Annotated in this window: 17 protein-coding genes; 10 read left to right on the top strand and 7 right to left on the bottom strand. The window is 70.8% G+C overall.

Annotated elements, in window-relative coordinates; all coding sequences use genetic code 11:
* Positions 1 to 272: 272 nt before the first annotated feature.
* A complete protein-coding gene (arc, locus tag AB0I21_RS09235) occupies positions 273 to 2,039 on the bottom strand; it encodes a proteasome ATPase (RefSeq protein WP_344502168.1) in 1,767 nt (588 codons plus the stop codon).
* Positions 2,040 to 2,185: 146 nt separating this feature from the next.
* Here arc and AB0I21_RS09230 point away from each other — a divergent pair, with 146 nt between their 5' ends.
* A complete protein-coding gene (locus tag AB0I21_RS09230; protein WP_360559834.1) occupies positions 2,186 to 2,461 on the top strand; it encodes a ferredoxin in 276 nt (91 codons plus the stop codon).
* 4 nt (positions 2,462 to 2,465) lie between these two features.
* Here the strand turns inward: AB0I21_RS09230 and AB0I21_RS09225 are convergent, their stop codons facing one another.
* From AB0I21_RS09225 to AB0I21_RS09215, 3 genes are all read right to left on the bottom strand, one after another.
* A complete protein-coding gene (locus tag AB0I21_RS09225) occupies positions 2,466 to 3,035 on the bottom strand; it encodes a hypothetical protein (RefSeq protein ID WP_033362888.1) in 570 nt (189 codons plus the stop codon).
* Positions 3,013 to 3,861 carry a tRNA (adenine-N1)-methyltransferase gene (locus AB0I21_RS09220; RefSeq protein ID WP_360559842.1) on the bottom strand — a complete coding sequence of 283 codons (849 nt, stop codon included), beginning with the start codon at positions 3,859 to 3,861 and terminating at the stop codon, positions 3,013 to 3,015. The genes AB0I21_RS09225 and AB0I21_RS09220 overlap by 23 nt, the downstream gene beginning before the upstream one ends.
* Before the next feature lie 83 nt (positions 3,862 to 3,944).
* A complete protein-coding gene (locus AB0I21_RS09215; protein WP_360559841.1) occupies positions 3,945 to 5,057 on the bottom strand; it encodes a site-2 protease family protein in 1,113 nt (370 codons plus the stop codon).
* A gap of 169 nt (positions 5,058 to 5,226) precedes the next feature.
* Between AB0I21_RS09215 and AB0I21_RS09210 the strand changes: the two genes are divergently transcribed.
* From AB0I21_RS09210 to AB0I21_RS09180, 7 genes are all read left to right on the top strand, one after another.
* Positions 5,227 to 6,081 (top strand): RecB family exonuclease, encoded by an 855-nt coding sequence (locus tag AB0I21_RS09210; protein ID WP_344502165.1) that lies wholly within the window; start codon positions 5,227 to 5,229, stop codon positions 6,079 to 6,081.
* A 1,381-nt stretch (positions 6,082 to 7,462) separates the two neighbouring features.
* Positions 7,463 to 8,671, top strand: a complete 1,209-nt coding sequence (locus AB0I21_RS09205; RefSeq protein WP_360559833.1) for a sensor histidine kinase — start codon at positions 7,463 to 7,465, stop codon at positions 8,669 to 8,671.
* 14 nt (positions 8,672 to 8,685) lie between these two features.
* Positions 8,686 to 9,357 carry a response regulator transcription factor gene (locus tag AB0I21_RS09200; RefSeq protein ID WP_344502163.1) on the top strand — a complete coding sequence of 224 codons (672 nt, stop codon included), beginning with the start codon at positions 8,686 to 8,688 and terminating at the stop codon, positions 9,355 to 9,357.
* A 104-nt stretch (positions 9,358 to 9,461) separates the two neighbouring features.
* Complete coding sequence (locus tag AB0I21_RS09195; RefSeq protein ID WP_360559832.1) at positions 9,462 to 10,247, top strand: ABC transporter ATP-binding protein; 786 nt, start codon at positions 9,462 to 9,464, stop codon at positions 10,245 to 10,247.
* 3 nt (positions 10,248 to 10,250) lie between these two features.
* Positions 10,251 to 12,800, top strand: a complete 2,550-nt coding sequence (locus AB0I21_RS09190) for an FtsX-like permease family protein (RefSeq protein ID WP_360559831.1) — start codon at positions 10,251 to 10,253, stop codon at positions 12,798 to 12,800.
* Between the two features lie 224 nt (positions 12,801 to 13,024).
* The gene (locus tag AB0I21_RS09185) at positions 13,025 to 13,780 is read left to right on the top strand and encodes an ABC transporter ATP-binding protein (RefSeq protein ID WP_360559830.1); all 756 of its coding nucleotides are present in this window, start codon (positions 13,025 to 13,027) and stop codon (positions 13,778 to 13,780) included.
* Positions 13,781 to 13,782: 2 nt separating this feature from the next.
* Positions 13,783 to 16,347 carry an FtsX-like permease family protein gene (locus tag AB0I21_RS09180; RefSeq protein WP_360559829.1) on the top strand — a complete coding sequence of 855 codons (2,565 nt, stop codon included), beginning with the start codon at positions 13,783 to 13,785 and terminating at the stop codon, positions 16,345 to 16,347.
* A 174-nt stretch (positions 16,348 to 16,521) separates the two neighbouring features.
* Here AB0I21_RS09180 and AB0I21_RS09175 read toward each other — a convergent pair whose 3' ends face one another.
* The gene (locus AB0I21_RS09175; RefSeq protein WP_360559840.1) at positions 16,522 to 17,157 is read right to left on the bottom strand and encodes an HAD family phosphatase; all 636 of its coding nucleotides are present in this window, start codon (positions 17,155 to 17,157) and stop codon (positions 16,522 to 16,524) included.
* A 54-nt stretch (positions 17,158 to 17,211) separates the two neighbouring features.
* A complete protein-coding gene (locus AB0I21_RS09170; RefSeq protein WP_360559828.1) occupies positions 17,212 to 18,186 on the bottom strand; it encodes a 2-dehydropantoate 2-reductase N-terminal domain-containing protein in 975 nt (324 codons plus the stop codon).
* A gap of 105 nt (positions 18,187 to 18,291) precedes the next feature.
* On the opposite strand from AB0I21_RS09170, the gene AB0I21_RS09165 reads away from it, so the two are divergent.
* Positions 18,292 to 19,176: a PAC2 family protein gene (locus AB0I21_RS09165; RefSeq protein WP_344502157.1), complete on the top strand. Its 885-nt coding sequence runs from the start codon at positions 18,292 to 18,294 to the stop codon at positions 19,174 to 19,176.
* Positions 19,177 to 19,188: 12 nt separating this feature from the next.
* On the opposite strand, the gene AB0I21_RS09160 is transcribed toward AB0I21_RS09165, so the two are convergent.
* Positions 19,189 to 20,403, bottom strand: a complete 1,215-nt coding sequence (locus AB0I21_RS09160; RefSeq protein ID WP_360559827.1) for a pyridoxal phosphate-dependent aminotransferase — start codon at positions 20,401 to 20,403, stop codon at positions 19,189 to 19,191.
* Positions 20,404 to 20,529: 126 nt separating this feature from the next.
* Here AB0I21_RS09160 and AB0I21_RS09155 point away from each other — a divergent pair, with 126 nt between their 5' ends.
* Entirely contained in the window at positions 20,530 to 21,324 is a 795-nt protein-coding gene (locus AB0I21_RS09155) for a GntR family transcriptional regulator (RefSeq protein WP_344502155.1), read from the top strand.
* Positions 21,325 to 21,454 lie beyond the last annotated feature (130 nt).

The raw sequence follows: 21,454 nt of genomic DNA, 5'->3' as shown, positions 1-21,454 counted from the left end.
GCCGAAGTCGACGGGGACCTGCTCCAGCGGAAGTCCGCGGAGGCGCCCCGGCCGGCGCCGCGGTCTGCGCAACTGCACGCGGACGTGCAGGGAGGGCCGCCAAGGCCCGACCGTTGGCTGCGGGAGCAACGGCCTTGCCCACGACGGACCGGAGCCATGAACTTGGCTCTTTGCCCTTGGCTCTGGCTCCTGATGCGCTGCTGGTGCGCTGCTGGGGTCATGCGAAGCGGGCGGCGCCTCTGCCGAGGTCGCCGCCCGCCGGTGTCGCGGTGTTACAGATATTGGCCGGTGTTGGTCGCGGTCTCTATGGACCGGCCGGCCTCCGCGCCCTTGCCGCCGGAGACGAGCGTGCGGATGTAGACGATCCGCTCGCCCTTCTTGCCGGAGATGCGGGCCCAGTCGTCGGGGTTGGTGGTGTTGGGAAGGTCCTCGTTCTCGCGGAACTCGTCAACGCAGGAGTCGAGCAGGTGCTGGAGGCGCATGCCCTTCTGGCCGTTGCTGAGGAAGTCCTTGATCGCCATCTTCTTGGCCCGGTCGACGATGTTCTGGATCATCGCGCCGGAGTTGAAGTCCTTGAAGTACAGGACCTCCTTGTCGCCGTTGGCGTAGGTCACCTCGAGGAACCGGTTCTCCTCGGTCTCGGAGTACATCCGCAGGACCACCGCGTCGATCATCGCCGCGACCGTCGCCTCGGGCGAGTTGTCGTGCTCGGCGATGTCGTCCTTGTGCAGCGGGACGGTGGTGAGGATGTACTTGGAGAAGATGTCCTTGGCCGCCTCGGCGTCCGGTCGCTCGATCTTGATCTTCACATCGAGCCGGCCGGGGCGCAGGATCGCCGGGTCGATCATGTCTTCCCGGTTGGACGCGCCGATGACGATGACGTTTTCCAGGCCCTCGACGCCGTCGATCTCGCTCAGCAGCTGAGGCACGATCGTGTTTTCGACGTCGGAGGAGACGCCCGAGCCACGGGTCCGGAACACCGAGTCCATCTCGTCGAAGAACACGATGACCGGGGTGCCCTCGCTCGCCTTCTCACGGGCGCGCTGGAAGATCAGCCGGATGTGCCGCTCGGTCTCGCCGACATACTTGTTGAGCAGCTCGGGACCCTTGATGTTGAGGAAGTAGCTGGTCCTGCGCTCCTCGCCGCGTCGCTCGGCGATCTTCTTCGCCAGCGAGTTGGCGACCGCCTTGGCGATCAGCGTCTTGCCACAGCCGGGAGGGCCGTAGAGCAGGACGCCTTTCGGCGGACGCAACAGGTGCTCGCGGAACAGCTCCGCGTGCAGGAACGGCAGCTCCACGGCGTCGCGGATCTGCTCGATCTGCGAGAAGAGGCCGCCGATGTCGGTGTAGTCGACGTCGGGCACCTCCTCCAGCACCAGCTCCTCGACCTCGCTCTTCGGGATCCGCTCGTAGGCATACGCCGAGCGGGGCTCGATCATGAGCGAGTCGCCGGCGCGCAACGGCGCTTCGGCGAGGGTGTCGGCCAGGTGGACGATCCGCTCCTCGTCGGCGTGCGAGATGACGAGAGCGCGGTCACCACCTTCCAGGATCTCCTTCAACATGACGACCTCGCCGGCCCGCTCGAACCCGAGCGCGTCGACGATGTTCAGGGCGTCGTTGAGCAGGACCTCCTGGCCTCGGCGCAGCTCCTCGACCTCGATGGCCGGGGAAACTGCCACGCGCAGCTTGCGCCCACCGGTGAAGACGTCAACGGAACCGTCTTCGTGGCGGGCGAGGAAGACGCCGTAACCGCTCGGCGGCTGTGCCAGGCGGTCAACTTCCTCCTTCAGCGTCACGATCTGGGCGCGGGCCTCCTTGAGGGTGGCCACGAGCCGCTCGTTGTTTTCGGTCAGCCGGGCAATCTGCGCCTGCGCTGCGGCAAGCCGCTCCTCGAGCTGTCGCACGTGTCGCGGGGTTTCCGTCAGCTTGCGCCGCACCAGGGCGAGTTCCTCCTGGAGGAAAGCGACCTGCGTGGAGAGATCGTGGGCGTCCTTCTCCCATCGTGCGGCGCGCGTCTCCGCGTCGTCGCTGCGTGCCACGTCCCACCTCCCCGGGGGCTTTGAACGTTGTGCTCTAACACTAACTGCTGTTCGCCGGTCTGGGCCCCTTCGAACCCGTGCGCCACAGGGCTTTTACAAATCGTGCGGCCTGGAGGCGCTTTCCACCAGCCCTGTAATGTTGCAGCGTGAGCGCTCTTGAGGTGTGGGTTGACCAGGATCTGTGCACCGGCGACGGCCTGTGTGTGCAGTACGCGCCTGAGGTATTCGAGTTCGACGTCGACGGTCTGGCCTACGTGAAGGGGACCGACGGCGAGCTGCGGCTGGCCCCCGGCACCCGCGTCGACGTGCCCGAACACCTCCGGCTCGAGGTCATCGACGCGGCCAAGGAGTGCCCCGGCGACTGCATCCACGTGCACCGGGCGTCCGACGACGTGCCCGTCGCCGGACCCAACGCCGACTGATTCCTCACAGCATCGGCTTGCCCACGAGAGAAGAGACCAGCCGGGCAAACTCCTCCAATCGGGCGATCTGTCCGGCGCCGCCGTCGTCGAGAGTTTTACCGAAGCGCAACGCGTCGTGGCGGATGACGGAGCCGGCCTCCTCGGCGGCGACGTTCGCCTCGTCGAGCGAGGTCAGCAGCAGGTAGACATCGACGCTGTCCACTCTCGCGTGCCCGTTGGGGTTGCGGCTGAGCCGGCGGCGGCAGCCGACCTCGGTCACCGCCGACAGCGCCACGACCCGCAGCGACGACGTCATCGAGCCCGGCGGCGCCTCCTCGGGCGGGATGTCCTCGCCGTGCCACAGGATGAGCCGGGTGCCGTCGCAGACGACGACCTCCTGCCAGACCCCGTTGACGTCGTTGACGAACCGCTCGAGCGTGAAACCGAGCACACTCTGCCCGCGCAGGACGCCGGCCATCGCGTCGAGCGCGATGTCCGGGTCCCGCAGGTATGCCCTGGCCGCCGACTCGAGGTCCGGATAGGGCGACCAGTCCGGAAATACGGCAGGTAGGTCACTGAAGCTCGGACGGCTCATCCTTTGCCTCCTCCTCCCGTGCGACCGCGGTGGCTGCCAACCGCCGCGCCGCATACGCTTCGGCGCCTTTGCTCGGCTTGCGGCGCCGCGGCGGCGCCGTCACCCCCGGCGCCAGCTTCCGGGCACTGACGAGGAACGCGGTGTGCGCGATCATCCTGTGATCGGGCCGCACCGCGAGACCCTCGACGTGCCAGTCACGCACCAGGCTCTCCCAAGCCCGGGGCTCCGTGTAGCCGCCGTCCTCGCGCAACGCCTCCACCAGCTCGGACAGCTGCGGCGTGGTCGCCACATAGCCGATGAACACCCCGCCTGGAATCAGCGCCCGCGACACGAGCGGCAGGATCTCCCACGGGGTCAACATGTCTAGAATTATCCGATCAAAACCGACATCTTCGCAGCCCGCTACGTCACCTACTCGCAAGGTCCACCCTGCCTGGGGCCCACCGAGGAAGGCCTCGACGTTGCGCCTGGCGATCGCTGCGAAGTCTTCGCGCATCTCGTACGACGTGACGCTGCCGCTCGGTCCGACCGCCCGCAGCAGCGAGCAGGTGAGGGCGCCGGAGCCGGCCCCGGCCTCCAGGACCCGGGCACCGGGGAAGATGTCGCCCATGGCGACGATCTGCGCGGCGTCCTTCGGGTAGATGACCTGGGCGCCGCGGGGCATGGACAGCACGTAGTCCGACAGCAGCGGCCGCAGCGCGAGGTACGCCGTGCCGCCGGCGCTCGTCACGACGCTGCCGTCGGGCGAGCCGATCAGGTCGTCGTGCGGCAGGGCGCCGCGGTGGGTGTGGAACTCCTTGCCCGGTTCGAGCACGATCGTGTGCATCCGCCCCTTGGGGTCGGTCAACTGGACCCGGTCACCCGGCTGGAAGGGTCCCCGGCGGGTGGTGGGGAGGTCGAGGGACACAGTCACGTGCGATTCCTTCTGCTGGTGGGCCTGCTGGTGGATCTGCGTGTTTCGAGCAACGAGAGCAGCTCGGCGCCGCGCAGGACGCCGTGCACATCCTCACCCGAGACCACCAGGTAGTCGCCGCCCGGGTCGTCCCGGATGGCGTGCAGCAGGTCGGTGCCCCGCAGATCCCCTGCCAGGACGTGGTGCTCGTCGATCCGGCGGGTGACGTCGCCGATCGGCACCCACGGCCGGCGCTCCGCCGGGACCGCCCGCGCGGAGGCGCCGTGCACGAACCCGAGCATCGCCCCGGCCCCGTCCACGACGGCCAGGGGCTGGCCGCCGCTCTGCTGGGCGATCCGCTCCGCCTCCGCCAGCGGCGTGGCCGCGGCGACGGGGATCACCGGCCTGGCCAGCTCCCGCGCGTTGAACGGCGGCAGGCTCGACGCGACCCGCCCGTGCCGGATCGCCTGACCGGCGCCGACCCACATCGTGATGCTGACCAGCAGCGTGAAGAGCAGGCCGAAGACCCTGTCGAGGACGCCCTGGGAGTACAGCACGACCACGGTGGCGGCGGTGGCGACCGCGACGAGGCGCCCCGACCAGCCGGCGACCCGCCGGCCGAGATTCGGGTCACCGCTGATCTTCCAGACGAGGGCCTGCAGCGCCCGCCCGCCGTCCAGCGGCAGCCCGGGCAGCGCGTTGAACACGGCCACCACGATGTTGCTCAGTGCCAGCTGGAACGCGAACGTCTCGGCCAGGCTGTGCGCCGGCAGCACCAGCGCGACGCCGCCCGCCAGCAGCCCCAGCAGCAGCGACACGGCCGGCCCGGCGAGCGACACGAACAGCTCCACGCCCGGCCGCGGCGCCTCCCGCTCCATCTCCGTGTAGCCGCCGAGCATCTCCAGCGTGATACCGCTCACACCGATCCCGCTGTGCCGGCTCGTCACCGCGTGGCCGAGCTCGTGCAGCAGCACCGACAGCAGCAGGCACACCACGAACCCGAAGCCCAGCACGAACCCGGTCGTCATCGGCAGCGTCCGCTGCGCCGACAGGAACTGGCTATACGTCAGCGTGATCAGCGCGGCGAGCAGCAACCAGGACGGGGCGAGGAAGATCGGGACGCCGAACAGCCGCCCCAGCGGGATCCCGGAGCCGCGCTCCGGCGGCCGGGTCCGGGCAGCCGACGACGCCGGCGCGGGAGCCGAGCGGTAGTCGTCCATTGCCCATGATGCTACGTGTAGTCCGCGCCGAGGGGTCGGTCCGCGAAAACTGTCGTACCCGTGGCCTAACCTTCCACGCATGACGGAGACCATCACCACCCTGCCTACGTTGTCGCCGTCGCGCGCCGCGGACTTCAAGACGTGTCCGCTGCTGTACCGGTTCCGCAGCATCGACAGGCTTCCCGAGCGCCCGACCCCCGACCAGATGCGAGGCACGCTCGTGCACGCCGTGCTGGAGGCGCTGTTCGAGGAGCCGAGCGGCAGCCGGACTCCCGAGCGGGCCGCCGCCCTCGTCGCGCCGCAGTGGCAGCGTCTCGTGGAGACCGAGGAGGGCCTCGCCGACCTGTTCGCGGACACGGAGGCGTTCCTGGAGTCCAGCCGCGAGCTGCTCGGTGGCTACTTCGCCGTGGAGGACCCCAACCGGCTGGAGCCCGCGGAGCGGGAGGCGTTCGTCCAGGCCGAGGTCGACGGCAAGCTCGTCATCCGCGGCTACATCGACCGCCTCGACGTCTCCCCCGCCGGCGACCTCCGCGTCGTGGACTACAAGACCGGCGGCGCGCCCCGCGAGGCCTTCGAGGCGCGCGCCATGTTCCAGCTGAAGTTCTACGCGCTGGTCCTGTGGCGGACCCGCGGCGTGGTGCCCCGCGTGTTACGCCTCATGTACCTGAAGGACCGCGAGGTCTGCGACTTCTCCCCCGACGCCGACGAGCTGGCCAGGTTCGAGCGGACGCTGCTGGCCCTGTGGCAGGCGATCGAGCGGGCGACGGCCGAGCGCGACTTCAGGGCCCAGCCGAGCCGGCTGTGCGGCTGGTGCGCCCACCAGGCGCTGTGCCCGGCGTTCGGCGGGACGCCGCCGCCGTTCCCCGAGCCGGCGACGGCTGCCGCGCTGCCCTTGTCGACGGAGGAGGAGCCCGCCGCGGGCCGCGACGAGTGACCCTGGCCGCCGCTCCCGGTTCGGCCCGGTTCGGCCCGGGGCGGTGTGTCGGTCGACTCGTTGGGGGCCGGCACGTCGCGGATGGCACGCCGCCGGATCGAAACCGGACGCCGTGCCGGGGCGACAGGTCGACGCGCAGCGCTCAGGGCCCACACCGTCAGGCCGGCGCGGTGAGTCCAGCCCGTCCCGTGAGGGGGTGCCACCCGGCGCGGTGACTTGGTGCGTCGGCACAGCCCCAGGACCTCCTGCGGACACGGCGCAGCACGGCCCGGGCACCGCGCGGTGCCGGAGCGGCGCTGGGTGCAGGCGGGCACGGGCGTGATCTGGAGCGGGCCGGGCGGTGTGTCGCTCGACTCACCCGGAACCGGCACGGGCCGTTTCGAGACCGGACGCGGTGCGGGGTGGCAGGGCCCGAGCGCCACACGATGCGCTCAAGGCTCCGTCTGGCCGGCGCGGCGAGCCCAGTGCCGCCGGCGACGGGTGCCACCCGGCACGATGACCTAGCTCGTCCCGTGATCCTGGCCGAAGTACGACACGCGCACTGCACGGGTGCGGCACGGGACGGACGCGGCACAGACACGGCGCGGGTGGACCATGGGCCGGATGCGGGGGCCGCGTGGGCGCAGGCGCGGCACTGCGCGGGCGCGGACACTGAGCGGGTGTGGGCACGGCACGGGTACCGCGCGACGCTGGTGCGGCAGGGCGGGTTCGGACCGTCGCGATCGTGGACCGGGCGCAGCCGGTGCATGCGTTGGGCAACCCGCAGCCGGTCGTGGGTCAGATGTTGGCTGTCCCGCCAGGCGCGGCGCAGGTGCAACCCGGCACTGCACGGCGCGGGCAGGGGCATGACACGGGCGTGAGCATCGCACGCGTCTCCGCCAGCCGTCCGCTCCGGCCAGCCGGCCGGCTTCGGTCGTCTCGGCAAGCAGCCCGGCGAGGCGTCCGAGTGGCCGGGGCCCGTATCCCAGCCCGACCGCCGTCGACACGCGGATCGGCCTCGAGCTGCCGGAGGCGCCGTGTGCCGGCCGGGTGCCGTGCCGCTGCGAGCCCGGCCTGCTTGATCGAAGGACAGCCCCGGCCGCCGGCACGACCAGAACCGGCCTTCGATCTCCAATCACGAACCTCGCATCCGTCAGCGCTCGACGGGCCGCAGGGGGCGGGTGCCAGGCGGGTGCCGTGCCGCTGCGGGGCGCGGGCTGCTTGATCGAAGGACAGTTCTGGCCGTCGGGACGACCAGAACCGGCCTTGGATCACGCGGCCGCGGGCGGCGCGTCGCGGTAGGTGGGGGGGTGGGGGGACGGGCGTCTCATCCTCAAGCAGGAGGCGCGGGTCGGACGCGGCGACGAATCCAACCGGGGTTGGAGCCGATAGCGTACGAAGAGTGCTGAAGCGCGTGCTGAGCCGCCGAGCGGACCCGTTGGTGCAGGACATCGTGCTCGCGGTCGTGCTCGCTGTGGTCAGCGGGAGTGCGACGGCGCTCGCGGAGCATGTGCTCGGGGCCGGCAACCTGGTCCTGCAGGTGGCGTTCGACACAGTCGGGTTGCTGGCGGTGGCGGTGCGGCGGCGGTGGCTGTGGGGGGCGGTGTGGTTCACGGCGGCGCACACCGTGGTGCCGTTCCTCGAGGTGCTGCCGGTGATGAACGGCGGGTTCGCCGTGGTCGTCCTCACGTACACGGCGGCGGCGTATCTGCCGTTGCGGCGGGCGATCGCGGCCGGGTTGCTGATCTGGGTGCCGGGGATGGTGCTGGCGACGGTGCTGGGGCGCACCAATGACGAGCCGCTCGGGCTGACGCCCGAGGTCTTCCTGCTGTTCAACGCGATGAACGCGCTGGTGTGCTTCACGGTCGGGCGGATGATGGCGACGCGGCGGGCGTATGTGGCGGCGCTGGAGGACCGGGCGAGGACGGCGGAGACGAGCCAGCGGGCGCTGACGGAGCAGGCGGTGGCCGACGAGCGGCGGCGGATCGCGCGGGAGCTGCACGACGTCGTGGCGCACCACGTGAGCGTGATGGGGGTGCTGGCCACCGGGTCGCGGCGGATGCTGCAGCGGGATCCGGGTGCCGCGGACGAGGCGCTCGCGACGATCGAGGAGACCGGCAGGACCGCGTTACGGGAGATGCGGCGGCTGCTGACGGTGCTGCGCACGGAGGCGGAGCCGGCCGGTGAGCTGGCGCCGCAGCCGGGGCTCGCCGGCGTGGAGGGGTTGGTGGAGCAGATCCGGGAGGCCGGTCTGCAGGCGGTGCTGCGGGTGGAGGGCGTGCCGGGGCAGCTGGATCCGGGCATCGCGCTGACGATCTACCGGATCGTGCAGGAGGCGCTGACGAACGCGTTGAAGCACGCCGGCGCGGCGACGGTCGAGGTGAGGATGGTGTTCAGCCGCTCGGACGTGGTCGTGGAGGTGTGCGACACGGGACGCGGGCCGCAGCTGGGCACGGCCGCGATCGGGCACGGACTGCTGGGCATGCGGGAGCGGGTCATGTTGTACGGGGGGACGCTGCGCACCGGGCCGCGGCCCGGCGGGGGTTACCGTGTGCACGCGAGGATCCCCATCGAACAGCATGCGGACAGCGTGGAACGGCTGCCCGCATAGGAAAGGCGCAGAGCTTGAACGAGAGGCCTATCCGGCTCCTGCTCGTGGACGACCAGCCGCTGCTGCGCACCGGGTTCAGGATGGTGCTCGGCGGCGAGGCGGACCTCGACATCGTCGCGGAGGCGGGTGACGGCGTCGAGGCGATCGAGCTGGCCCGGCGGCTGCTGCCCGACGTGGTGCTGATGGACATCCGGATGCCCCGCATGGACGGCGTGGCGGCGACCCGCGCGATCGTCGAGGCGAAGCTGCCCGTACGTGTGCTGATCCTGACCACGTTCGACCTCGACGAGTACGTGGTGGGCGCGCTGCGGGCCGGCGCGAGCGGGTTCCTGGCCAAGGACGTGCCCGCCGACGACCTGGTCACCGCGATCCGGACGGTGGCGGCCGGTGAGGCGGTCGTCGCGCCCCGGATCCTGAAACGGCTGCTGGACAAGTTCGCCGACGCGCTGCCCGACCCGGACGCGGAGCCGCCGCGGGACCTGCGGGTGCTGACGGACCGGGAGCGGGAGGTGCTGGTGCAGCTGGCGCGGGGGCTGTCCAACTCGGAGATCGCGCGGGCGCTGTCGGTGAGCGAGACGACGGTGAAGACCCACGTCGGGCACGTGCTGACGAAGCTCGGCCTCAGGGACCGCGTCCAGGCCGTCGTCCTCGCGTACGAGACCGGTCTCGTACGCCCAGGCTCATAGGCCTCCTTCCCAAGGAGTACCCCCGACCGGCACCCCGGGAGGACGGCACACCCACGATCACCCCGTAGCGTGAGTGCATTCACGAAACCAGAGGGGGATCGAGCGTGACCACGACAGTCACGACCGGGCAGGCGGTCGCCGCCCGCGCGGTGGACGTGTGGAAGGTGTACGGCAGCGGCGAGGCCCAGGTCATCGCGCTGCACGGGGTGAGCGTCGAGTTGGAGCGCGGGCAGTTCACCGCGATCATGGGCCCGTCCGGGTCCGGCAAGTCGACGTTGATGCACACGCTCGCCGGGCTCGACTCGGTGACGCGCGGTGAGATCTTCGTCGGTGACACCCGGCTCACGGGGATGTCCGACGGGGACCTGACCAACCTGCGCAGGACCAAGGTCGGGTTCATCTTCCAGCAGTTCAACCTGCTGCCGACGCTGACGGCGGAGGAGAACATCCTGCTGCCGTTGTCGATCGCGGGGCGCAAGGCCGACCCGAAGTGGTATGACACGGTGATCGAGACGGTGGGGCTGCGGGACCGGTTGAAGCACCGGCCGAGCCAGCTGTCCGGTGGCCAGCAGCAGCGGGTCGCGTGCGCGCGGGCGCTGGTGGCGCGGCCGGAGGTCATCTTCGCCGACGAGCCGACGGGCAACCTCGACTCGCGGTCGGGGGCGGAGGTGCTGTCGTTCCTGCGCAACTCGGTGCGCGAGTTCGGGCAGACGATCGTCATGGTGACGCACGACCCGAATGCGGCCTCCTACGCCGACCGGGTCATCTTCCTGGCCGACGGCCGGGTCGTCGACGAGCTGCGCTCCCCGAGCGCCGACGCGGTGCTGGACAAGCTCAAGGGCCTGGACGCCAAGGTCGAGAGCGCCACCGACGCGCCGCAGGCGGGCTGAGCCGTGCTGCGCGCGACGCTCAAGAGCCTGCTGGCGCGCAAGCTCCGGCTGATTTTGTCGACCCTCGCCGTGGTGCTGTCGGTCATGTTCGTGTCGGGGTCGCTGGTGCTCACCGACACGTTGGGCCGCACGTTCGACAACGTGTTCTCCAACATCTACAGCTACACCGACGTGCAGGTGTCGGCGAAGTCGCAGACGGCCGACGAGGCGTCCGGCAACAATCAGGCGATCCTGCCGATCCCGGCCGACGAGGTGGCGCGGGTCGAGAAGGTCGACGGGGTGCGCTCGGCGACCGGGCAGGTGTTCGTCACCGGCGCCCGCGTCGTCGGCAAGAACGGCAAGGTGGTCATCAGCCAGTCCGGGCAGTTCGGCGGGAGCTGGACCGGCGAGGACGAGCTGACGAAGCTGATCGCCGGGAAGGCGCCGGCGGCCGCGGACGAGATCGTCATCAACAACGGGCTGGCGAAGCTGGGGAAGTTCGCCGTCGGCGACTCCGTCGACATCATCGCCCGTGCCGAGGCCCGCAAGACCTACAAGATCACCGGCATCATGCAGTACGCGGGCGGCCGCGACTCGATGGCCGGCGAGACGACGGTGCTGTTCACCGAGGCGACCGCGCAGAAGGTGATGCTCGGCGAGCCCGGCGTGTTCAACGTCATCGACGTCAAGGGCAACTCGGGCGTCACCGACAACCAGCTGCGCGACAACATCAAGGCGGCGCTCGGCCCCACGTTCACCGTGCAGACCGGCGAGGAGCTGTCCAAGGCGTCCAGCGAGGCGATCCGGGGGCTGCTGAAGTACTTCAACTACTTCTTCCTCGGGTTCGGCACGATCGCGCTGCTCGTCGGCGTGTTCCTGATCCTCAACACGTTCTCGATCATCGTGTCGCAGCGCACGCGGGAGCTGGCGCTGCTGCGGGCGATGGGCGCGAGCCGCTGGCAGATCATCCGGTCGGTGCTGCTGGAGGCGCTGCTCATCGGCGTCGTCGGGTCGCTGTTCGGGTTCCTGGTCGGCATGGGGCTCGGCGCGGTCGGGGCGAGCGCGTTCACCGCCCTGGCCAACATGGAGTCCGCGGGCCTGGGGCTGCCGGTGGCCGCGATCGTGACGTCGTTCACCATCGGCATCCTGGTCACGATGATCTCGGCGGTGCTGCCGGCGATCAAGGCGGCCCGGGTCGCGCCGATCGCGGCGATGCGGGACGCGGCGACGACCGACAAGCCGCTGACCGGCATCACCATCGCCGGTGCCGTCGTCACCGCGGTCGGTGTCGGCTCGCTGTCGTGGGGCCTGGCCGGCGCCGGCGACGCGACGCTGCTGCTGGTGTTCGGCGGGGTGCTGCTGACGCTGATCGGCGTGGCGCTGCTCGCGCCGATGGTCAGCCGGCCGCTGGTCGCCGGGCTCGGCGCGGTGTTCTCCTTCTCGGTGCCGGGCAGGCTGGGGCGGCGTAACTCGTCGCGCAACCCGCGGCGCACCGCGATCACGGCCGGCGCGGTCATGATCGGCATCGCGATCATCACGATGATCTCGACGATCTTCTCGTCGCTGTCGACGGCGATCGGCGAGTCGGTGGAGAAGGACCTGCAGGCCGACCTGGTCATCTACGGGCAGCAGACGTCCGACGTGCCGCCGGTCATCCAGCCTGACGAGCTCACACAGATCAAGGCGCTGCCGCAGGCGCAGACGGTCGCCGCCGTGACCTACGACGGCGTGCAGCTCAACGGCAAGCAGGACTTCGTGTTCGCCTACGACGACTCGTCGGCGGCGATCACCGTCCTGAAGCTGCGGCCGGTCGCGGGCCGGATCGACCGCCTCGCCAGCGGCGAGTTCACCACCGACGAGAAGACCGCGAAGGACCGCAAGTACACGGTCGGCACCACCATCACGGTGACGTTCGCGAAGGGGCAGACGAAGACGCTGACGCTGGTCGGGATCAGCAACTCGACCAGCAACGGCAACGGCGTCGTCATCTCCAACGCCGACGCGCAGACCGGGTTCGCGTTCCCGCAGCCGATCCAGGCCATGGTCAAGGTCAAGGACGGGGTCACGATCGCCGACGCGAAGGCCGCGGTCGAAGGGGTGCTGAAGAACAACCCCGAGGTCAGCGTCCAGACGAAGGACGAGCTCGTCGGCTCCAGCCGGCAGCAGTTCGACGTGGCGCTGGTCATCGTGCAGGTGCTGCTGTTCATCGCGCTGGGCATCTCGGTGCTCGGGGTCATCAACACGCTGCTGCTGTCGGTGATCGAGCGGACCAGGGAGCTGGGGATGCTGCGGGCGATCGGCCTGCGGCGCCGGCAGACGTGGTCGATGGTGACGATCGAGTCCGTGGTGATCACGCTGTTCGGCACGGTGCTCGGGCTCGTCGTCGGGGCCGGGCTCGGCGCGGCGACGGTCACCGCCCTCAAGTCGGTGATCGGCTTCGGCGCGGTCACGCTGCCCTGGGGGTACATGATCGCCTACATCATCGGGGCACTCGTCGTCGGCGCGGTCGCCGGCCTGATCCCCGCGATCCGGGCGGTGCGCCTCAACGTGCTCAACGCCATCGCGTACGAATAAGCACCAGCGCTGACAAAAGCCGGTCGGGGGTCTCCCCCGACCGGCTTTTCCGCTTTTCCGGAGCCCTTTCTGTGAAGGCTGAGAACGGCGGGCTAGGGGTTGACCCTGATTTCCGCTCCGGGCCAAACCCCCGCCCAAAACCGGTGGTCGGGTCGCCCTGCGGGCGGACGAGACGAGCCGGAACCGCCCCGAGGATGAAGGCACACCATTCACCAGGGGGAATCATGACTGCATCGGTTGCGACGCGCACCGAGGTGGCCGCGAAGGCGGTCGACGTCTGGAAGACATACGGCACGGGCGAGGCGCAGGTCAACGCGCTCGGCGGCGTTTCCGTGGAGCTCGAGAAGGGCCGGTTCACCGCGATCATGGGCCCGTCGGGCTCGGGCAAGTCGACGCTCATGCACTGCCTGGCCGGGCTCGACGCCGTGTCGCGCGGCGAGGTCTACATCGGCGACTCGAAGATCACCGGCCTGTCGGACCGGGGCCTGACGAACCTGCGCCGCACGAAGGTCGGGTTCATCTTCCAGCAGTTCAACCTGCTGCCGACGCTGACCGCGGAGGAGAACATCCTGCTGCCGCTGTCGATCTCGGGCAGGAAGCCGGACGCCGCCTGGTACAACACCGTGATCGAGACCGTCGGCCTGCGGGACCGGCTCAAGCACCGGCCGAGCCAGCTGTCCGGCGGCCAGCAGCAGCGGGTCGCGTGCGCGCGGGCGCTCGTGTCCCGGCCGGAGGTCATCTTCGCCGACGAGCCGACCGGCAACCTCGACTCCCGGTCCGGCGCCGAGGTCCTCGCGTTCCTGCGCAACTCGGTCCGCGACTTCGGCCAGACCATCGTCATGGTCACCCACGACCCCAACGCCGCCTCGTACGCCGACCGGGTCGTGTTCCTCGCCGACGGGCACATCGTCGACGAGCTGTACGCGCCGACCGCCGACGCCGTCCTCGACCGTCTCAAGCGTCTCGACAAGGCGGCCTGACGATGCTGCGCGCCACACTGAAGAGCCTGCTCTCCCGCAAGCTGCGGCTGGTCCTGTCCGGCCTGGCCGTCGTGCTGGGGGTGATGTTCGTGTCGGGGGCGTTCGTGCTCACCGACACGATGGGCCGCTCGTTCGACAGCCTGTTCGCGTCGGTGTTCGAGGACACCGACGTCCAGGTGACCCAGAAGCCGAAGGTCGACGGCCAGGACATGGGCCCGTCGCAGGCGGCGAACATCCCGGCGGCGACGCTGGACAAGGTGAAGAACGTGCCCGGCGTCGCGAAGGTCGTCGGCGAGGCCACGTCCGACGGCGCCCGCGTCATCGGCAAGAACGGCAAGGTCGTCACCACGTTCGGCCCGCCGCGCCTCGGCGAGAACTGGGTCGGCACGTCCGACCTGATGCAGCTGCGGGAGGGCCGCGGCCCGCAGGCCGACGACGAGATCGTGGTCAACGCGACCACGGCGAAGGCCGCCGGCATCAAGGTCGGCGACGACGTCGGCGTACTGACGCTGCAGCCCGGCAAGAAGGTGTTCAAGCTCGTCGGCATCGTCGGCTACAGCGGCGACCGCGACTCCCTCGGCGGCTCGCTCGAGGTCTTCTTCACCACGCCGGTCGCGCAGGAGCTGATGCTCGGCGAGAAGGACGTGTTCAGCTCGCTGAAGGTCACCGCGGCGCCCGGCGTCTCGCACGACCAGCTGCGCGCCGATGTCGCCGCCGCGCTGGGCGGCGAGAGCGGCGCGGCCGGCGGGTTCCAGGTCAAGACCGGCAAGCAGCTGCAGGACGAGACGACGAAGGACTTCCGGGAGGGGCTGTCGTTCTTCAACAACGTCCTGATCGGCTTCGCGGGTGTCGCCCTGTTCGTCGGTACGTTCCTCATCCTCAACACGTTCTCGATCATCGTCGCGCAGCGGACGCGTGAGCTGGCGCTGATGCGGGCCCTCGGTGGCAGCCGCGGCCAGACGCTCGGCTCGGTCATCATCGAGGCGGTCGCGATCGGGCTCATCGCCTCGGTCCTGGGCCTCGCCGCCGGCGTCGGCGTCGGTGTCCTGCTCGCCTGGGTGTTCGGCAACGTCAGCGGCGTCGCCCTCGCCAGCGTCGGCGTGCCCGCCGCCGCCGTGATCAGCGCGTTCGTGGTCGGTCTGCTGGTGACGGTCGTCGCCGCGGTCCTGCCGGCGCTGCGCGCCTCCCGCATCCCGCCGATCGCGGCGCTGCAGGAGGTCGCGACCCCGGACCGCCCGCTGACCAAGCTCACCGTCAGCGGCGCCCTCATCGGCGCGGCCGGCGGCACGATGCTCGGCCTCGGCCTCGCCGGTCAGGGCGACAACACGCTGTGGCTCATCCTCGGCGGCGTCCTGATCAGCTTCATCGGCGTCGCGCTGCTCACGCCGCTGCTGGCCCGGCCGGTGGTCGCGCTGCTCGGCCGGCTGTTCTCCTGGTCGGTGCCGGGCAAGCTGGGCCGGCTCAACTCGGGCCGCAACCCGCGGCGCACCGCGATCACCGCGGCCGCGCTCATGGTCGGCCTGGCCCTGATCACCGGCGTCAACGTCATCCTCGCCTCGGCGAAGCAGAGCCTGTCGTCGCAGGCCGCGACCCAGGTCACCGTCGACCTGATCATCTCCGGTGACGGCGACGACAACGGGCCGGCGAAGTTCGACCCGGCGGTCATGACCGCCGCGGCGAAGCTGCCGGGCGTGTCGAGCACCGCCAGCGAGTACTGGGACTTCGCGCAGCTGGAGGGCACCGGCGGCACGGGCATCTCCGCCACGCCGGACATGGCCGCGTACGCCGGCATGTTCAAGCTGACCGCGACGGAGGGCACGCTCAACTGGACCGGCCCGAACCAGGCCGTGGTCGACACCGAGAACGCCAAAAAGCGCAACCTGAAGGTCGGCTCGACGATGACCATGCAGTTCACCCGCGGCGAGCCGCACACGGTGACGGTCGTCGGCCTCTACAAGCGCAGCGACGTCATGGGCGGCACGATCGTCTCCGGCGACGTGGTGAAGGACTTCCGCACCGCGCAGCCGTCGTGGGGCTACCTGCGCGTCAGCGACGGCACGGCGGTCGCCGACATCCAGCGGCAGGTCGACCAGCTCCTGGTCGACAACCCCGAGGTGTCGGTGGCGAACCGGGCGGAGTTCGTGGACGCGCAGTCCGCGCAGTTCGACCAGCTGCTCACCATGATCCAGATCCTGCTGGCGCTGGCGATCCTCATCGCGGTCCTCGGCATCGTCAACACCCTCGCCCTGTCGGTGCTGGAGCGGACCCGCGAGCTGGGGCTGCTCCGCGCGATCGGCATGCGCCGGGCGCAGACGATGCGGATGGTCACCGTCGAGGCGGTCGTCATCTCCACGTTCGGCGCGCTGCTCGGCCTCGCGGTCGGCACCGGCCTCGGCGCGGCCGTGGTCCGGGCGCTGAAGGACGACGGCTTCTCGAAGATGGCCTTCCCGTGGACGCAGATGGCGACGTACCTGCTGCTCGCCGCCCTCGTCGGGGTCCTCGCGGCGATCCTGCCGTCGATCCGGGCCTCGCGGGTCAACGTCCTGCAGGCGATCGCGCACGACTGACCACGCCGCACGGACCAAGGGGCGCCTGCTCGGGGAGGCGCCCCTGCTCCGTTTCCGGTTTCCGCGTCGGTACGGACACCCGCGGCGCGACCGGTCCGCACAGTGACCCGCGACCTCGCCAGGCGACCGGAGACCGGACGCCGTCCCGCCGGCACCCTCAGGTCGCGCGCGCCGCTACGCGACCAGTTTGCGCAGGTACGCGACGTCGACGTCGAGCAGGGACCCGACGAGGGTCACGCCGGTGGGGTCCAGGTCGACCTCGCACGGCACGGCGAGGACCGCGCAGCCGGCGGCCCGGGCGCTGCGCACGCCGTTCGGCGAGTCCTCCACCGCGACGCAGTCCATCGCGACCGCCCCGACGAGCCGCGCCGCCGTCAGGTACGGCATCGGGTGCGGCTTCGTCTGGTCCACCTCGTCGCCGGCGACGACCGCGTCGAAGTTGTCCGCCCCGATCGTCAGCAGGGCCACGTCCACCAGGTGCCGGTGCGTGGCGGTGACCAGCGCGAGCGGTACACCCTCCGCACGCAGCGCGGCGAGCAGCTCCTTCGCGCCGGGACGCCACTCGACGCCACCGTGGAAGAGCTCCTTGACCCGCGCCTCCAGCCACCGGACGCTCGCGTCGGTGCTGATGCTGGCCGGCAGGCCGAGGTCGGCGTGCAGCAGCCGCATCGAGTCGGTCATGTTGCTGCCGACCATCGCGTGCCTGGCCTGCGCGGACAGTTCACCGCCGTAGTGCGCGGCGAGCTCGGTCAGGCCGACGGACCACACCTTCTCGCTGTCGACGAGGGTGCCGTCCATGTCGAAGAGCACGGCCGCGAGCCGGTCGTCAGAAGCCACCTGACGGATCCTGCCTGAGCGGGGCGGTCACCGTCCGTCGTTCGTGCCCAACGTCACGGCCGCGTCCACGGCGGCCAGGAACTCCGCGGGGGTCATGCTGCCCGGCCCGTCGTGCGTGCGGGCCGCGCGCTGCACGAGCCGCCGCGCCGTCTCGTTCGCCGGGGTCGGCACCCCGTGCAGGCGGCCGAGCAGCACGATCTCGCCGTTGAGGTAGTCGGCCTCCACGGTGCCGGTGCCCCTGGCCAGGCTCTGCCACGACGACCCGCCGGCCCGCCCCGCTCCCCCGGGCCAGCGCATGATGTCGCCACGGCGCTCCCGGTCCTCCGCCGCGGACGCCACGTCGATCCCCGCGTGCCGCAGCACCGCCTCGCCCTCCGCCCGGACCGGCTCGGCCGCCTCGTCGACGCCGTCGACCCGGCCGCACAGCGCCTCCACGGCGTTGCCCAGGTTCATCAGCAGCTTGCGGTACTTCCAGCGCATGATGTCCGCCCGCGGCTGCGACACGAACCCGGCCGACTCCAGGTCGCGGGCCAGGGCCTGCGCGGTCGCGTCGCTGCCGGACGGGAAGCGGCCGAGGTCGAGGATGCCGGGGACCGGTGCGCAGTGCGCGGTCACCACGCCGGGCTCCAGGTGGCTGCCCGGCAGGATCACGTGGACGCCGTACACGCGGGCGAAGTGCCGCAGGGCGGCGCGCTCGTTGGCGACCCCGTTCTGCAGGCACACGACCGGCCCGTCGAACCCTTCGAGGGCGACCAGCGCGGCCGCGGTGTCCATGCTCTTCATGCCGAGCACGACGACGTCCTTGTGCGTGTCCCCCGGGTGCTCGACCGCGTCGAGCTTGACGACCGTGTCACCCGACGGCTGGCGCAGCGTCAACCCGTCGCGGCGGATCGCCGCCAGGTGCGCGCCCCGCGCGACGACCGCCACGTCGTGCCCGGCCATCGCCAGCCGGCCCGCGACCACACCGCCGACCGCACCCGCCCCGTACATCAGCCATCGCATCGACCCAGAGTATTCGCCGCCGCCCGGAGCGGACGTGATCTTGGAAATCGACACCCTGGGCGCGGCCGGCAAGCCATCCGGCGGTGTCCAACGTAGGCTGGGACCGTGACCGAGTTCGACGGCCTGCCCGTGCTGCGCTCCCCTGTCGCGATTGCCGCGTTCGAAGGGTGGAACGACGCTGCCGACGCGTCGACCGCCGTCGTCGAGCACCTCGAACAGGAATGGGGCGCCGAGCCCATCGCCTCGCTCGACCCGGAGGACTTCTACGACTTCCAGGTCAACCGGCCGACGGTGATGATGTCCGAGGGCGAGACCCGCCGCATCGAGTGGCCCACCACCCGCTTCTCGGTGGCCACGCCGCCCGACGCGGAGCGTGACATCGTCCTCATCCGCGGGATCGAGCCCAGCATGCGGTGGCGCACGTTCTGCGAGCAGGTCCTCGAGGTCTGCCACAGCCTCGAGGTGAGCCGGATCGTGCTGCTCGGCGCGCTGCTCGCCGACGTGCCCTACACCCGCCCGCTGCCCGTCAGCGGCTCCGCGCCCCGCGGCGCCACCACCGGCGACGCCGGCGAGCGGCTCGGCCTGACGCCCACTCGGTACGAGGGACCGACCGGCATCGTTGGGGTCCTGCACGACGCGTGCGCCCGCGCCGACCTGGAGGCCGTGTCCTTCTGGGTGCACGTGCCGCACTACGCCAACAACCCGCCGTGCCCGAAGGCGACCCTCGCGCTGCTGCACCGCGTCGAGGAGGTCCTGGACCTGCCGGTGCCGACCGGCGACCTGGCGAAGGAGTCCTCGGAGTGGGAGGAGCGGCTCAAGCAGGCCGCCGAGCAGGACGCCGAGCTCGCCGAGTATGTCCGCGAGCTGGAGGAGCGCTCCGGCGACGCCGGCCTGCAGCCGCTGTCGGGCGACGAGATCGCCCAGGAGTTCGAGAAGTACCTGCGCCGCCGCGGGGGCCAGGCCGGCCCTTCCGCGACGGGCGCTTGGTAGCGGCTACGCTGGTCAGACCTGGCGGTATGTGCTGAGGAAGCGGCCGATCCGCCCGATCGCGTCCTCCAGGTCGGACACCCGCGGCAGCGTCACGATCCGGAAGTGGTCCGGATTGTGCCAGTTGAACCCGGTCCCCTGCACGACCATGAGCTTCTCCTTGCGGAGCAGGTCGAGCGCGAACTGCAGGTCGTCCTTGATCGGGTGCACCTCGGGGTCGATGCGCGGGAACATGTAGAGCGCGCCCTGCGGCTTCGTGCACGACACGCCCGGGATCTCGTTCAGCATCCGCCACGCGGTGTCACGCTGGGCGAGCAGCCTGCCCCCGGGCAGGATGAGGTCGTTGATGCTCTGGTACCCGCCGAGCGCCGTCTGCACGGCGTGCTGCGTCGGCACGTTGGGGCACAGCCGCATGTTGGCGAGGATGTCCAGGCCCTCGATGTAGCTGGTCGCGTGCTGCTTCGGCCCGGACAGCACCAGCCAGCCGGTGCGGAAGCCGGCCACCCGGTACGCCTTGGAGAGCCCGTTGAACGTCAGCGTCAGCAGGTCCGGAGCGACCGCGGCCGTCGACACGTGCGTCGTGTCGTCGTAGAGGATCTTGTCGTAGATCTCGTCGGAGAAGACCAGCAGGTTGTGCCGGCGGGCGACCTCGGTGATCCGCTCGATCATCTCCCGCGAGTACACCGCGCCGGTCGGGTTGTTGGGGTTGATGATGACGATCGCCTTGGTGCGGGGCGTGACCTTCTTGGCGATGTCGTCGACGTCCGGCATCCAGTCGTTGGTCTCGTCGCAGACGTAGTGCACGGCCCGCCCGCCGCACAGGCTGACCGACGCGGTCCACAGCGGGTAGTCCGGCGAGGGGATCAGCACCTCGTCGCCGTTGTCCAGCAGCGCCTGCAGCGCCATCACGATGAGCTCGGAGACGCCGTTGCCGAGGTACACGTCCTCGATGTCGACGCCGTAGACCTGCTTCTGCTGGTAATACTGCACGACCGCGCGCCGGGCCGACAGCAGGCCCTTGGAGTCGCCGTAGCCGTGGGCGGAGGGCAGGTTCAGGATGACGTCCTGGAGGATCTCCTCCGGCGCCTCGAACCCGAACGGCGCCGGGTTGCCGATGTTGAGCTTCAGGATGTGGTGGCCTTCGGCCTCCATCTGCTTGGCGGCGGCCATGACCGGTCCGCGGATGTCGTAACAGACGTTGGCCAGCTTCGCGGACTGAGTCACCTGCATGCAGCCACAGTACGAGCCCCGCTCCCATGCTTCAGTAGCCAGTTCCCAGGATGTGGCGAAGTTGTGCCGCCTGCCGTGACCCGGTTCGCCTTGCGTAGAGCATCCTAGGAGGCTAGCCTTCTAGGTATGACCATCAACCCGGGGGCCGCGGAGTTCCCGCACCGGCAGATCGCCGCGCAGCTCCGGGCCCGGATCCACCGTGGCGACTGGGCCCCCGGTGAGCGACTGCCGTCGATCCCGTCGCTCGCCACCCAGTTCGGGGTCGCCAAGCAGACCGTCCAGCGCACCATCGACCAGCTGCGGATCGAGGGTCTGCTGATCACCCGCCCCGGTTCGGGGACGTTCGTCCGCGGCACGAAGCGCCGGATGAACCGGCTCTCCCGCGGGCGCTATGGCGCGGAGCGCGGCTACCACGCCGAGCTCGCCGCTCGCTACCGCCAGCACCTGATGCAGGTCGGCGCCATGCCCTGCCCCCCGGACGTCGCCGAGGCCTTCGGCATCGACGTCGGCGTCCACCTGCTCGTCCGCCGCCACCTCGTCCGCACCGGCGACGCCCCGGTCGAGGTCGGCGCCTCCTGGTTCCGCCCCGCCGACGTCCGCGGCACGTCCATCGAGCGCCCCGACGTGTTCGACCGCCCGCTCTACCAGGAGGTCGAGGCCGAGACGGGCCGCCGCTACACGAGCGCCCGCGACCAGGTCAGCGCCCGCCTCCCCACCCGCGAGGAGGCGGAGCTGCTGCAGATCCGCCCCGACACGCCCGTCCTGGTGCTGCTGCACATCGCATACGACGCCGAGCACAAGCCGATCGAGGTCGCCCAGGCCGCCTGGCCGGGCCCGATGACCTCGCTGACCGAGGAATACAAGATCCCCGGCGTCCGCCCCGGCCTCCCCACCGACGAGCCCGACCTGGCCCTCGGCTAGCCCCCACCCGGACCCTCCGCCGGTCACCCACCGCCGCGGCCGGTCGTCGCACGACGACCGGCCGCTGATGCGACGCCGCAGGTCAGGCCGGTCCGGCACACTTGCGACCGCACATCCGGGAAAAGTTCCG

This window comes from Dactylosporangium sp. NPDC050588 (genome assembly GCF_040654975.1).
In the GTDB taxonomy this organism is placed as follows: Bacteria; Actinomycetota; Actinomycetes; order Mycobacteriales; family Micromonosporaceae; genus Dactylosporangium; species Dactylosporangium maewongense.
The sequence above is the reverse complement of the archived record's forward strand: the minus strand, read 5'-3'. Positions and strand labels throughout refer to the sequence as shown.

Bases quoted from the DNA above. Each gene is read 5' to 3' on its own strand.
- AB0I21_RS09210 (WP_344502165.1), top strand. From the start codon at position 5,227: ATGACGGAGACCATCACCACCCTGCCTACGTTGTCGCCGTCGCGCGCC.
- AB0I21_RS09170 (WP_360559828.1), bottom strand. From the start codon at position 18,186: ATGCGATGGCTGATGTACGGGGCGGGTGCGGTCGGCGGTGTGGTCGCG.
- AB0I21_RS09155 (WP_344502155.1), top strand. From the start codon at position 20,530: ATGACCATCAACCCGGGGGCCGCGGAGTTCCCGCACCGGCAGATCGCC.
- AB0I21_RS09160 (WP_360559827.1), bottom strand. From the start codon at position 20,403: ATGCAGGTGACTCAGTCCGCGAAGCTGGCCAACGTCTGTTACGACATC.
- AB0I21_RS09180 (WP_360559829.1), top strand. From the start codon at position 13,783: ATGCTGCGCGCCACACTGAAGAGCCTGCTCTCCCGCAAGCTGCGGCTG.
- AB0I21_RS09185 (WP_360559830.1), top strand. From the start codon at position 13,025: ATGACTGCATCGGTTGCGACGCGCACCGAGGTGGCCGCGAAGGCGGTC.
- AB0I21_RS09225 (WP_033362888.1), bottom strand. From the start codon at position 3,035: ATGAGCCGTCCGAGCTTCAGTGACCTACCTGCCGTATTTCCGGACTGG.
- AB0I21_RS09220 (WP_360559842.1), bottom strand. From the start codon at position 3,861: ATGCACACGATCGTGCTCGAACCGGGCAAGGAGTTCCACACCCACCGC.